At 66.9% G+C, this 12,751-nt stretch carries 9 protein-coding genes and 5 pseudogenes; 9 read left to right on the forward strand and 5 right to left on the reverse strand.

Translation table 11 applies throughout. The features are described 5' to 3' along the window. Positions 1-263: 263 nt before the first annotated feature. The 7 genes and pseudogenes from IE94_RS0131610 to IE94_RS41325 form a co-directional block, all read left to right on the forward strand. Positions 264-2,006, forward strand: coding sequence for a DUF262 domain-containing protein (locus tag IE94_RS0131610; protein ID WP_245235356.1), 1,743 nt, complete (start codon positions 264-266; stop codon positions 2,004-2,006). A 35-nt stretch (positions 2,007-2,041) separates the two neighbouring features. Then, positions 2,042-3,322, forward strand: a complete 1,281-nt coding sequence (locus IE94_RS0131615; RefSeq protein ID WP_030191163.1) for a type II toxin-antitoxin system HipA family toxin — start codon at positions 2,042-2,044, stop codon at positions 3,320-3,322. A gap of 315 nt (positions 3,323-3,637) precedes the next feature. Continuing rightward, complete coding sequence (locus IE94_RS41765) at positions 3,638-3,826, forward strand: DUF4357 domain-containing protein (RefSeq protein ID WP_425337991.1); 189 nt, start codon at positions 3,638-3,640, stop codon at positions 3,824-3,826. Next, positions 3,784-4,318 (forward strand): annotated as a pseudogene (locus tag IE94_RS41935) (AAA family ATPase); the annotation flags it as partial. The gene IE94_RS41765 and the pseudogene IE94_RS41935, both read left to right, overlap by 43 nt. Positions 4,319-4,450: 132 nt before the next feature. After that, positions 4,451-5,011: pseudogene (locus IE94_RS41620) on the forward strand (5-methylcytosine restriction system specificity protein McrC); the annotation flags it as partial. 61 nt (positions 5,012-5,072) lie between these two features. Then, positions 5,073-5,447, forward strand: coding sequence for a 5-methylcytosine restriction system specificity protein McrC (locus IE94_RS41625; RefSeq protein ID WP_167343990.1), 375 nt, complete (start codon positions 5,073-5,075; stop codon positions 5,445-5,447). A 39-nt stretch (positions 5,448-5,486) separates the two neighbouring features. Beyond that, positions 5,487-5,672, forward strand: a pseudogene (locus tag IE94_RS41325) (hypothetical protein); the annotation flags it as partial. A gap of 44 nt (positions 5,673-5,716) precedes the next feature. Here the strand turns inward: IE94_RS41325 and IE94_RS0131635 are convergent. After that, positions 5,717-7,312, reverse strand: coding sequence for an ISL3 family transposase (locus tag IE94_RS0131635; RefSeq protein ID WP_030191167.1), 1,596 nt, complete (start codon positions 7,310-7,312; stop codon positions 5,717-5,719). A gap of 185 nt (positions 7,313-7,497) precedes the next feature. Between IE94_RS0131635 and IE94_RS41330 the strand changes: the two are divergent. Continuing rightward, positions 7,498-7,938, forward strand: a pseudogene (locus tag IE94_RS41330) (HIT family protein). A gap of 618 nt (positions 7,939-8,556) precedes the next feature. Here the strand turns inward: IE94_RS41330 and IE94_RS0131640 are convergent. The 3 genes and pseudogenes from IE94_RS0131640 to IE94_RS40670 all read right to left on the reverse strand — a co-directional run bounded on the left by IE94_RS0131640 (position 8,557) and on the right by IE94_RS40670 (position 10,540). Then, positions 8,557-9,754 (reverse strand): annotated as a pseudogene (locus IE94_RS0131640) (IS3 family transposase). Positions 9,755-9,775: 21 nt separating this feature from the next. Next, entirely contained in the window at positions 9,776-10,126 is a 351-nt protein-coding gene (locus IE94_RS41335; protein WP_245235357.1) for a hypothetical protein, read from the reverse strand. Positions 10,127-10,225: 99 nt separating this feature from the next. Continuing rightward, complete coding sequence (locus IE94_RS40670; protein ID WP_209441100.1) at positions 10,226-10,540, reverse strand: hypothetical protein; 315 nt, start codon at positions 10,538-10,540, stop codon at positions 10,226-10,228. A gap of 30 nt (positions 10,541-10,570) precedes the next feature. Between IE94_RS40670 and IE94_RS39610 the strand changes: the two genes are divergently transcribed. Beyond that, positions 10,571-10,699, forward strand: coding sequence for a hypothetical protein (locus IE94_RS39610; protein ID WP_425337992.1), 129 nt, complete (start codon positions 10,571-10,573; stop codon positions 10,697-10,699). 12 nt (positions 10,700-10,711) lie between these two features. Here the strand turns inward: IE94_RS39610 and IE94_RS0131660 are convergent, their stop codons facing one another. Further along, a complete protein-coding gene (locus tag IE94_RS0131660) occupies positions 10,712-12,373 on the reverse strand; it encodes an N-6 DNA methylase (RefSeq protein ID WP_030191173.1) in 1,662 nt (553 codons plus the stop codon). Positions 12,374-12,751: the final 378 nt, after the last annotated feature.

Below are 12,751 nucleotides of genomic sequence, written 5' to 3' on the forward strand. Positions count from 1 at the left end.
GCTGATACATGCGGGTCCCCACCCATGACACCTCCGCCGCACTACAGGTCACCCCGGCCCACCTGCGGTGATTCCCGCAGAGTATGCCCATCCGTGGGTTTCCTGTGGTGTTTTCATCACTTTGCGATTCCGTCACCGCGTTCACGGCGAACGTAAAGCCGAGGCGTTAGCAACGTAAACAGAGTCGACGGAGTGTTTTATCGTTTACACTGCTAACATGCGCACCTCATACTGAAGACGCCGCTCGGCGTAGCGTGTACGACATGGGACCCATCGACCAGGGGGACGCGAAGATGACCACCGCAGGCCTGGAGACGCAGCCCAGCGCCACCACGTACGAGCTGGGCGACCTCGTGTCCCAGGCCTGGAGCGGCCGGATCCACGTCCCTCACTTCCAGCGCGACTTCCGATGGGGCACCACCGACGTGCTGCGGCTCTTCGACAGCATCGTCAAGGGTTATCCCATCGGGAACCTGCTCCTGTGGGTCCGTAAGACGCCAGCGCGTTCCTTCACCCTCGGCCAGCTGAAGATCGACGCGCCGGCCTCTCCGGACGCCCTCTGGGTGGTGGACGGGCAGCAGCGCATCACCAGCCTCGCAAACGCCCTCAGCCCCGAAGGACACCTTCACGAACCGTTCTCCATCTACTACGACCTCAGAGAGAAGCGGTTCATCGCTCAGCCCAAGACGCGCGAGCCCCAGCACATCGCGCTCCCCGTCCTCTTCGACCTGAAGAAACTCCTCGGGTGGTTCCGCACGGAGGGTGAACTGGTCGCCGAGCTCTTCGACGAAGCCGACCGGGTGGCCACCGCACTGCGCCAGTACAGGGTGCCCGCCTATCTCGTGCGGCAGGACGATCTCGACATCCTGACGGACATCTTCGACCGGATGAACAACTACGGGAAGCGCCTCAATCGGGCGGAGATCTTCTCCGCGCTCTATGCGGGCCCGGAGGAAGGAGCCGCGGAGCGGCTGAACCTGTCGCGCATCGCCGACCGCATCGCTGCAAGGACCGGCTTCGGCACTATCGACACGGACACCGTCCTCGCCTCGATTCTCGCTCGCCGCGGACCGGACCCGTCGCGGGACATTCGTAACGAGTTCAGCTCGACCGGCCGCCGGACCGCCCCGGAGTTCGAGGACGAGGACCAGTACGCCGCCTACGGCGAAGGCGAAGAGGCGCTGGTGCGCGCCATCGGTTTCCTGCAGGCCGAGGCGGAGGTACCGCACATCGCACTGCTCGTCTACCGCGCACTGCTCGTCGTCCTGACCCGCTTCTTCGCTCACTTCCCCGACCCCGAGCCCAACACCCGCCGCCTGCTGCGACGGCTGTACTGGCGAGTGGCCGTGTCCGGACCCGCCGTCTTCAAGGGCAGCTTCACCCAGGTTTCGCGTGTCCTGTGCGCCCGTATCCGCAAGGGTGACGAGCGCGGTTCGATCATGGGGCTGATGGACGCCATGGCTGAAGCCCAGCCGTCGATCCCGACCATCGAACGCTTCCGGACCAATGAGGCCGCCGCGAAGATCATCCTCAGCTCGTGGTGGTCCCTGCGCCCCCGTTCCCTGGTCACCGGGGTGCCCCTCGATCTCCAGAGCCTCTCGACGCTGCTCGCCGATCAGAAGACCGCGGCCACGGTGGCCCATGTGATCTTCCCTCGTGGGCTCACCGCACAGCAGGTCCTGTATGCGGCCAACCGTCTGTTCCTGCCCAGCGCGGAAGACCCTGTCTCGGAGATCACGACATTGCTCGCTCACCGTCCTGACCATCTGGACGACGAGACCTGGGACCGCGTTCTGGCCTCGCACACCATGAGCCGACAGACAAGTCGATCCCTCGCCGAGGGAGATCGCGAAGGTTTCCTGCAGCAGCGTCAACAGATCATCCAGCAGCATCTGAACGACTTTCTCGGGCGCATGGCGGAGTGGGACTACGAGGACACTCCCTCGTTGGATTCACTGGACTTCGACGCCCTCGACGAACTCGACGAGCCACAAGAGCTGTTCTAACCGGTCCGCTCACCGCGAACAGGACACCACCGCCCATGACCACGCTCCCGGAGAAGTACTACGCCGTGCTCCTGCACTCTCGCCGGATCGGCACACTCTGCCAGAAGGGCGACCACACGCGCTTCATCGTCAACGAGTCCTACGTGGCCGACCCACAGCGGCCGGTGCTCGGCCTCCTCTTCGAAGAGAACCTGCGCGTCCCCCACGCGTCCGCCCTGCGGCTGCCGCGCTGGTTCTCCAACCTCCTCCCTGAAGGTCCCTTGCGGGAGTGGATCGCCGACGATCGCGGCGTCTCACTCGACAGGGAGATGGAACTGTTGGCCCAAGTCGGCCACGACCTGCCCGGCGCTGTCCAGGTGCTGCCTGCCGACGGACCCGACAACTGCTGGGAGTGGTCTGACGGCGAGCAGTCGAAAGGAGAGGGAAAGCGCCCCGGTGGGACCTACGGCTTCCCGTCCTCCGACTCGCCATGGCGATTCTCCTTGGCAGGGGTCGCCCTGAAGTTTTCCATGCTGGCGAGAGGAGACCGGCTCACCGTTCCCGCCGCTGGCGTGCACGGCGACTGGCTGGTCAAGTTTCCGGACTATCGCCATCCGGACGTACCGCGCAACGAGTTCACCATCATGTCCCTGGCCCGGGCCGCGGGGCTCGAAGTTCCCGAGGTGCGCCTCATGCACCGTGACGAGCTCGACGGGCTGCCTGACCGCATGTGGCCGAACGACGAACAGTGGGCCTACGCCGTCCGCCGTTTCGACCGCACCCGGGACGAACGCCGCGCCCCCGTCCACATCGAGGACTTCGCGCAGGTCAGGGACAAGTACCCTCAGGACAAGTACCAGTCGACGTTCGAGACGGTCGCGGCTGTCGCCTATCGCGGCCACGACAGGGAGTCCCTGCGCGAGGCCGCCCGACGGATAGCGTTCTCTATCGTGGTGGGCAACGGCGACGCCCACCTGAAGAACTGGTCCCTGATCTATCGCGACCGCCGGGTCCCGTCGCTGTCGCCGGCGTACGACCTGGTATCCACAGCGCCCTACGCACCCCGCGACGAACCGGAGGACCTCGGGCTCAAGTTCGGCGGCAGCAAGTCCTTCGAACGAGTACGGCTCGCCGCCTTTGACCGGCTCGAAGGCGCCCTCAACCGCCGTTTCGGGACGACCGACGCCCGACTGCGCCAGGAGGCCGTGCAGACCATCGAGCGGACCCGCGCTCACTGGCCGCGGTACGAGGCGCACCTCGCGGAGAACCAGAACCTGCGCAAGACGATCGGAACGTGGATCAACAGCTCCGCCCAACGTCTGCTTAGGGGCGCCTGACGGCGATCGACCGGCCGGCAGCGTCAGGGACGCCCCGTACGCTGCGCACGAGACGTACCAGGCAGAAGGATGATCCATGGCCCACGAGTACCCGGAGTTCCGGCTGCGCCTGCCCGGCGGAGGTCCCGAGGCCCGGGGACGCCTGCTGACCGAGAAAGGGACGAACGGAAGCCCGAAGTCGTCGTCCTGGCTGGGTCTCCGGGGCGCCCGGAGATCGTGCCGTCCTTCCCCGTTCGCATGCCGTCGTCGTACCGGCTGCGGCAGCGGCTGATCGAGGACGACATCTTCGTGGAGTCGGAAAGCTGGCCCGGGTGGATGGAATTCATCGAGGACGTCGAGTGCAACTCGCCGTCGGCTGCCGCCGAGATCCTGTTGGGCCGCAGCGCCAACGGCTGGATGGAATGGAAGTCGGACGACGGCCATCCGCTCTCCGACTACCTCGACCAAGTGTGGTGGGGCCCCTGGCCTCCCGTGAGGACAACCGTCACGTTCCGCACTTCCTGATCATCGACGAGATCAACCGCGTCAACCTGGCGAAGGTCTTCGGCGAGCTGTACTTCCTGCTGGAATACCGGAACAAGTCCGTGCGTCTCACCTACTCCGGCGACGACTTCGCTCTGCCGCCCAACCTGTCCGTCATCGGCACCATGAACACCGCGGACCGCTCGATCGCCCTCGTCGACGCGGTCATGCGGCGCCGCTTCGCCTTCGTCGAGCTCTCACCGCGCACCGAGCTGACGAGCGGACTGCTGCGCCGTTGGCTCACGCGTGAGGGGCGTGACAGCGAGCCTGCCGATCTGCTCCACGAGCTCAACTCCCGTATCGTCGGAGCTGACTGCCGGATCGGGCCCTCCTATCTGATGAAGACGGGTGTCTACCAGGAAGGCGGTCTGGAAGGGACCTGGCGAACCAAGATCCTTCCGCTGCCGGAGGAGTTACGGCGAGGGCGTGGACATCGAGAAGCGGTACGGTCTGTCCGCGCTTCGGGAGTCACTGGGGTGGCTCAGGTCGTCGAACTCGTCGAAGACACCACCGCCCGCTCCGTCTCTCGGGCGCTGGTCGCTACGGGCCGGCAGCAAGGTCGGCGCGGTAGCCTTCACGGTGCCGGGTGTGGACAAGGCGGTCACCGTGCGTGTCACTCCCGCAGTCCCCATCGTCCGCTTGTTGTTCCTGCTTGGTTACTCCCTGAGCCGGAACGGCATTTGGCGGGACAGGGAGGTCGAGGCCGCCCGGCACCGCGATCTGCTGCCCGCACGCGCTCATGCCGTGGAGCGGCAGGTGGATCGGGCGCTGCGGCAGGGCCTGCTCCAGGGATACCGGGCGACAGAGGAAACCTCCCTCGTCGTGCGCGGTCGTGTCCGAGCAGATACGGCGGCGGCCCGGCGCCACGCGCCGGTCGAGGTCGTGTACGACGAGTTCACCGCCGAGATCGCCGAGAACCGCATCCTGGGCGCGGCCGTGGAGCGCCTGCTGCGGCTGCCCGGCGCGCTGGGCGACGTGCGCCTCAGGCTCCTGGACCAGCATACCCGGCTGGCGGACACCGCCGTGCTGGTACGCGGACAGCCACTGCCGGAGTGGCGGCCCACGTGCCTCAACGCCCGGTACCACCAGGCTCTGCACCTGGCCGGGGCCGGCCTGGCCGACACGTCCGTCGAGCACGCCGTCGGCGGGCTGCGAATCGACGGGTTCCCGTTCGACATGAACACGCTCTTCGAGGCCTTCGTGACCGTCGCGTTGCGAAAGGCGTGCCGTGCCCGCGGTCACTCCGCACGGCTCCAGCCCCCACCTCGACATGGCCGGCGCGATCCGCATGAAGCCCGACTTCGTGCTGCACGGACCGGACGGTGCGGTGTGTGCCGTCGTGGACGCCAAGTACAAGGCCGAGAAGCGGGACGAGTTCCCGGACGCCGACCTGTACCAGATGCTCGCGTACTGCACCGCTCTCGGTCTGCCCGAGGGGCATCTCGTCTACGCCAAGAGGAACGCGGTACACGCCGCCCACACAGTGCGCCATGTCGGCATCGTCATCCACCAGCACGCCCTCGATCTCGGGCAGGATCACTCCGAGTTGCTGGCGAACGTCGAGGAGGTGGCCGCCCGGCTGGTGAGCACGCGGCGCGTATAATCGATTGCCGAGTGTCCGTTCAGGTGGGGAGTTCACCGCGTGCCGCAGCTCGCGTTCACCAGCGGTTTCTGGGAGCGCTACGACGTCTTGGAGAAGCCCGTCAGGGCAGGCGTACGCAAGGCCATGCAGAAATTCCAGCAGCTCACCATCTCTGAGCTGCACGCGGACAAGGGACTGCACCTGGAGTCCGTGGAGAACTCGCGTGACCCGCGCATGCGCACCATTGATGGCGATTCGCGAAAACGGCTCTGTCCGCAGTTCCGTGAAGCTCATGGCTGGGTGAGGATCCGGACCCGGAGGAGTTCGAATGAGGCTCGGCCGTACATGGCTCGCTTCAGCGTTTTCACCCGGTTTACGTGTCCCTCGACGACCCCGGAGCTCCAGGGCAGGGTCAGACCGGCGGTCACCGCGTCGAGGTCGTGGCGGAGGAAGCCGGCGAAGCCCTTCATGGGCTTCGGTGCGTCCTGCTCAGCCTGCCGGATCCACTCCAGCAACAGATACCCGCGCTGGTGACGGACCAGGTCGGCGAACACCCGAGCAAGGTCGCAGGCACGGGCGATGTCGGGGCAGGCGAGCCGGACTTGAAGGAGTCGCTCATCCTGGCTTTCGGTGAGAGTCTCCCGGGGCCGCATGATCCACGAGGTGATCTTCCGAGGACTCGGAATGTCGGCCCGGACCGGTTCCGCGGTGCCCGCGCGAAGGGCAGCGAGGTGTTTGCGGACGACCTGGCGGCTGCCCTGGTAGCCGCGAGCCTGGATCTCCAGGAACAGCCGGATGCCGCTGACCTGGCCGTGGGTCTCGGTGAAGCGGGCGTTGATGTATGCCTTGAACGGATCCATGACGCCGTTGGGGCGGCGCTCGCGGGCGGAGGCCAGCAGTTCGTCGAGGTCGGTGTCGCGGAAACGCCGCACGGTCTTGCGGTCGAGGTTCAGACGGCGGGCGATCGCGCTGATCGTCCAGCGCATCTCCAACAGGCGGTGAATGTCCTCGTAGCGGTGCCGGGTGCGCTCGATGATCTGGGTGCGGGGCAGTGCCGCGGGCGGTAACAGCATCGGGGGCGGTTTCAGCACGTCGGCCACCGTCTCCTCCTCTGCACGTTTGCGCAGGCAGTCGCGGTGCTGGTGGCAGGTCTTCTCCACCGCGGAGGACAGGTTCTGCAAAAGGTGCCAGCGATCGGCGACTTCCAGGGCATCCGGGGCGGCTACCCTGACCGCCTTGGTGTAGGCGCTGGCCCGGTCCCGGCAGATGATCTCGGCCCCAGGATGCTTGGTGAGCCAGGCCGCGAACGTCTCTGAGGTGCGGTCGGGCAGCACGTCCACGACCCGGCCGGCCTCGACGTCGACCAGCACGGTGCCGTAGGTGCAGCCCTTGCGGAAGGCGAACTCGTCCACCCCCAACACCCGCGGGGCACGGTCCGCCACCGCCGGTGCCGTCAGCAGCCTGAGTAGTCGTGTCCGGCCCGCGGTCAGCCGCAGGCGTCGGCACAGCCGGGCGGCCGGACGGCCGCCGAGCTCGATCGCGATCGACCGTAGCCAGTCCGACAGACCGGTGCTGGAACGGCGGTACCGCGCGGACAGACCTGGCACCTGCTCGACAAAGGTTGTGCGGGCACAGCTCCTTCGGTCGCAGAAGTACCGGCGCACCCGCAGCCGGACAATGACCCGACGAGATCCCAACGGCCGCTCATCCAAGGCGCATTGATATGTGCTGTGCACGCGTCTCGCCTGCTTCCGACAGTCCGGGCACCGGCCCGGACGAGCCGTCGATACCGCCTCCACCACCAGGACGTCGGAGGCGTCGCTCACCCGCTCCACCCGCACATCGATCCCGGGAAACAGCACATCCTCAACCGTTTTGCTCGCCACGGCAGGAAACACCCTGCGGAAACGATCCGCCGTTCCCGTCGCTGACCTGGGGATTCACGGAACTGCGGACAGAGCCGCGAAAACGGCCAGGGTCGCTCCTCGCCTCACTTGGTTGGTTCTTGATGTACGTGGGGAGGTTGGGGAGCGAAGGGCGGGCCTTGATCACCGGTGGCTAAGTTGGGGCCATGAGTGGTGACTGGAGGATGGATCGCATCGGGGCTGCTCTGCGAGGTGAGAACCCGACCGTGCTGCGGCGGCTTGAGTCGGGGTTCGCGGTGATCGGCGACGTTCACGTGTTCAGCGGCTGTCTGATCTGCCGAGGGCGAGGTGGCTGTCGTTTCTGTCCGACATGGACCGGCTCGGAGAAGCCGTTGAGCGCGTCTGCCGGCGCCTGGACCCCGACTTTCGCCGGGTCAACTTGGAGATTTTGGGGGAACACTGACCCGTTCTTGCATGCCCATGTCTGGCCGCGGTTCGAGTGGGAGCCGGCCGAGCTGGTGGGCAAGCCTGTGTGGCTGTATCCGGGTGACCGGTGGAGTGACGAAGGCTTCAGGCTGGGTCCGCAGCATGACGTGCTGCGGGACGGGATCGGGAGTGAACTGGATCGGTTGCGTTCGATGGGCTGACGGCGTGAGCCCGCCGACCGTCAGGTCGGCGGGCTCGGTGATCAGTGACGGTCAGTGGACGACGGTCACGGAGTCCTTCGCAGCGGAACGATGTCGGGGCTGGCGGTGGGAACGGAAGGGCGGGCGGCTTCGGGGGTCGCGAGTAGCGCGCCGATGGTGACCGGCTGCTGGCAGTGGGGACAGTTGCGGATCCCGGTCGGTTCCAACGGGTCACGTTCTGCGGGCACTTGCTGACGCGAGAGGGGTCGGCTGAGAGGTTTGGACAGTGGGGGCAGCTCAGGCCACGTCGGGGGAGAAGTGGTCTCACCGAGACGACGCGCGCGGTCTTCGTCTCTTGCCTGGTCGCGGCGGCGTTCGGCGTCTTTGCGGCAGGCCTGGGAACAGTAGCGTGAGACACGAAGGCCTCCTGGTTGGCGGAGTGGTTCCTCGACAGCTCCACTCCACACCCGGAGCCTTCGCCGTCCTACAGGTTCAGACCATGTCGTCGCACAAACTCGACCAACCTGGCTGGGCAGTACAGCTAGTTCAGCGACAGTGACTTTGCTCCCGTCGACTCTGCGGCGGCGTTCGTCCATGCGCAGCGCGACTTGGGCCTTGACCCCTGATCCTGAACACGGGCTATGCGGCTTCGGTCAGCATAGTTGATGTTGTTCGGAGTGCTTGTTCGTAGGCGATGGGGCTGCGGTGTCCGAGGCGGGAGTGGCGTCGGACGGTGTTGTAGCGGTGCAGCCAGCGGAAGAGGTCCAGGCGGCCCTGGCGCTCGTCGTTCCAGGCTCGGCGGCCCTGGAGGGTTTCGCGTTTGCAGGTCGCGTTGAACGACTCGGCGAGGGCGTTGTCCGCGCTGCTGCCCACCGCGCTCATGCTCTGGGACACCCCTGCTGACCTGCAGGCTTCGGCGAAGACCCGGCTGCAGTACTGGGCTCCGTGATCGGTGTGCATCACCGCGCCGGCGAGGCTGCCGCGGGTCCGCTGGGCCGCTTTGAGGGCGTCGATGACGAGCTCGGCGCGCATGTGGTCGGCGATCGCCCACCCGGCCAGGCGCCGTGAGGCGAGGTCGATCACGGTCGCGAGATAGCCGAACTTCCCGCCGGTCAGCGGGAGATACGTGATGTCGCCGACGTATTTCGTGTTCACCTGGTCCGCGGTGAAGTCGCGTCTGATCAGGTCCGGGATCTTCGCCGCGGCGGGGTCAGGGATGGTGGTGCGGTGCTTTCGACACAGGCGGAGCCCGGCCAGCCCGACCGCCTTCATTACCCGGGCGACCCTCTTGTGGTTCACTCGCTCGCCATCGTCGCGGAGCTCGGCGGTGATCCTCGGGACTCCGTAGGTGCCGTCCGAGGCATGGTGGCCCGCTCGTATCCGGGCGGCGAGGTGGGCGTCGGCTGCCTGGCGGGCTGCGCGGGCCGGGGCGGTCCGGCGCCAGTAGTAGAAGCTCGAGCGGGCGATCCCGACGATGGCGCACAACCGCTTGACGCCATAGCGGCGCTGGTGGTCCTCGACGAACTGGCAGCGGTTCACCAGCCCGTCTCCGAGGCGAAATACCGGGCGGCCTTGCGCAGGATCTCGCGTTCCTTCTTCAACTCGGCGTTCTCCCGGCGCAGGGCCGCGATCTCGGCCTCCACTGCGGGCGAAGACGGCGCGGCTGCTGTACGACGACCCCGGGGACGGTGGCCCCCGCCGCCCGGATCCAGTTGCGCAACGTCTCCGGATTGATCCCCAGATCGGCAGCGATCTGCTTGATCGTCGCCTCCGGCCGCGACTCGTACGGCGCGACCGCGTCCGCCTTGAACTCCGGCGGGTAGTGCTTCATGACCACGACACGTCCATCTCTCGATCCTCAAGATCCACTATCTCGAGTGTCCAAGATCAGGGGTGAAGGCCCCTTGTCGACCCCGGACTGGGCTTGCTCAACCGTCAGATGGTCCGGGACCGTCCGCCACCAGCGTTGAGCTGCCGAGTGATTGGCCTTCTTCACCACGCCTTTGCGGTTCCCGCGCCGTGGCGGGCAGATGTCGACGCCGGCCCCGTAGTACTTCGCGACGCCAGCGAAGGCCGCGGTGACCTGCCCGCTGGAGGGATAGCAGACGGTGGCCATCCGGTCGAAGCGCCAGCGCCGGGCGGTCCCGCCGAGTTTGCGCATCACCTGGTCCAGGGCGTGGACCAGGTGCGGGAAGTCCTCCGACTCCACGAGGACCGCCCACCACCGGCCTGAGTGAGCCACCGCGCCAACCAGCAGATGCGCGTGGCCGCCGACCGCCCACTCCTCGGGCGGGTCGGGCAGCTCAAGTCAGTCGAACTGAATCTCCTCGCCCGGTGGATGGGCGATCACCGCGACGTCCCGGCCGGTCGAAGTCTTGCACGGCTCGCAGTGCGGACGCACCTGATAACGGCGCATCGCACGGGTGACGGTGGAGTAGGCGCCCGCATAGCCAAGCGCGGTGACCTCGTCGAACAGTGTGGACGCCCACAGATGTGGATCGTCCGCCAGCCGCTGGCGACAGTAGTCCAGGAACGGCACGAACGCGTCCGGAGACTGACGCCGATAGCCAGGAACCCGCTCGCCGTTCAGATAGGCGCGGATCGTCTTGCGGTCCCGGCCCAAGTGCCGGGCGATGAGGTGACCCCTGCCTCGGTGGACCGTCTTCAGCACGAGTCGGATCTGCTGCGCGAGCGCTGTCTGCTGTTCGTCGCGTGCACCCGGGCACGCGAGGCGCTGGCGGTGTCGTGGAGCCGGGAGGCCAGTCCGTTCGTTCCGCGCTGAGCCGGCCCTCCGTCATTCGGGTGGTGGTGCAAGGGCGCCACTGCTCAGCCCTTCCCGTGCCAGTGCGCCAGCCTCCTTGCTCAGTTCGGCCATCCTCCGTGCCCGCTCCTCGAACTCCCGCAGCGCGCGGAACACGGCGCCGTAGCGGCGCTGCTCGGCGATCTCCATCTGGGGAATGCGCGCGCCCTTCGCATCGAAACGGAAGGTTCCGCTGGCGCTGGTGGAGCGGCGGGTGTTCAAGGTGCTGCGCAGAAAACCTCGTAGGAAGTCGGTGTCTAGTTGCTCGCTCACGGAGACCGGCTCGGAATCGCCGTACTCCACGAGTCCGGCACGCGCGAGGTCCGCGACACTCACGGATGGGCCATCCGGTACTCCAGCCCCCTGGCCTTCAGCCAGGCAAGGCAGGAGCTCGGTCAGTCGCTGGACCTGTTGCGCCAACTCCCGTCGCGCGCGTTCATACTCGGCGACGTAGTCACGATGCGAGTCGCTGACGTGCCGGCCCGGGGTGAGGTCCACTGCATCATCAAGCAGTTCGATCAATGGCACGTCCACCGTCTGATCGGATCTCGGCTCCAGTGATCCGTCCGGGGCGTTCTCGGTCAGATCCACCATACGGACGCTGGTCGCCTCGTCTCCTGGCGACTCCGGACGACGCAGCTGCCACAGGTGCACCGGAAGGGCGTGCGAGGCCGCACTCCCGGGTGGCAAGGCGACAACCTGGGTCAGAACACCGCGTCGTACGAGTTCGGCTCGGATACGGCGGCCCGCCTTGCGGTAGGCGACCGATGCCGGCATGACCATGAGGAGGACCCCGCCCGGCGCAGCGTGTGCGTAAGCGTGCTGAAGCCAGGCCAGTTCACCTTCGGCACGGGACGGAGTGCCGAACTCCCAACGGGAGTCGAGAAGCAAATCTTCGCGCCCCCAGTCGCTGTTGGCGACCGGAGGATCGCAGACGACGACGTCCGCTCTGAGGTCCGACCACTGATCGTCCCGGAGGGAGTCTCCGGTAACGATGTCGACTCCGGTACGTCGAGTGAGATCGGCCCTCAGTTGTGCGAAGCGCGCGCTGCGCGCGTCAGCTTCCTGGCCGCATCGGCGAGGCCCCTGCTCGGGCCCGACGGCCAGGAGCAATGTGCCGATACCACAGGCCGGGTCGAAGACGATGGCGTCGGCGCCGACGTCTCCGAGGATGTGCCGCACAGCACGGACGATGCGCGATGAGGTCACCAGATCCGAGCCGGCGCGGCGGACGGAGTCCGTGAAGCGTTCCGCAAGGCTGTGAGCCGTCTCGTCGGCCGAACCACCTTGCGCCGCGGCGCGGAGCAGACGGACCGCCTTTGAGGGCAGAGTCCCAAGCCGCTCGGCTGCCGGATCAGCCAGCAGCTGAGCCGCGTCGGCGAGGGCGCCCAGGGTGTTGTCACCGTAGGCCCCCCGCAGCGCCTGCCACAGTTGCACGTCCTCGGAGACATCCTGCCCTTTACGCTGCTTGTCCAGCCAGGCCTGCACCTCGGACAGAGCGAAAAGGGGACTCCCCGTACCACCACCGGCGGGTGCCGGAAAGTCGTCATACCGCCGTCTCCAGTTGGAGACCGCAGCACGGGTGACGCCCGCGAGCCGGGCGATCTCTGAACCGGTGACCAGCGGTCCGGCCTCGGTGGCGGGTGTGTCTGGCATACACGCCACCGTACACAGAGTCACCCATCAATTCCAAGGCTTGCCCGTTGACGACGTCAACAGGAACTGTTCGTCCCCGATGACACCCGCCAGCTCATGGGGCTCCGCGGATCGCCCGGCGGATGCGTCGGCAGACTGATCCAGTGCGGGGCTTTTGGCTTTCCTCGCCTCTTCTATTGCAGCGGGACTTTGACGGCGCGCTCCCACCCTTGGTGGGCGTTCACGAAGACGGCCTCGCGCCCTGGCAAGACACCACCAGTACCAGCACCAATGTTCCCGGCCTAGGGCCTGTTGCGAAAGTGCTGGTCACAGCCATTCATTGATGGCTGCGACCAGCACGGTCGCTTCGTAGCGGACGGCGAGTTTGTCGTACCTCGT

This window comes from Streptomyces violaceorubidus, from assembly GCF_000717995.1.
GTDB lineage: Bacteria > Actinomycetota > Actinomycetes > Streptomycetales > Streptomycetaceae > Streptomyces > Streptomyces violaceorubidus.

Bases quoted from the DNA above. Each gene is read 5' to 3' on its own strand.
- IE94_RS0131610 (WP_245235356.1), top strand. From the start codon at position 264: ATGGGACCCATCGACCAGGGGGACGCGAAGATGACCACCGCAGGCCTG.
- IE94_RS41765 (WP_425337991.1), top strand. From the start codon at position 3,638: ATGGAATTCATCGAGGACGTCGAGTGCAACTCGCCGTCGGCTGCCGCC.
- IE94_RS0131660 (WP_030191173.1), bottom strand. From the start codon at position 12,373: ATGCCAGACACACCCGCCACCGAGGCCGGACCGCTGGTCACCGGTTCA.
- IE94_RS0131615 (WP_030191163.1), top strand. From the start codon at position 2,042: ATGACCACGCTCCCGGAGAAGTACTACGCCGTGCTCCTGCACTCTCGC.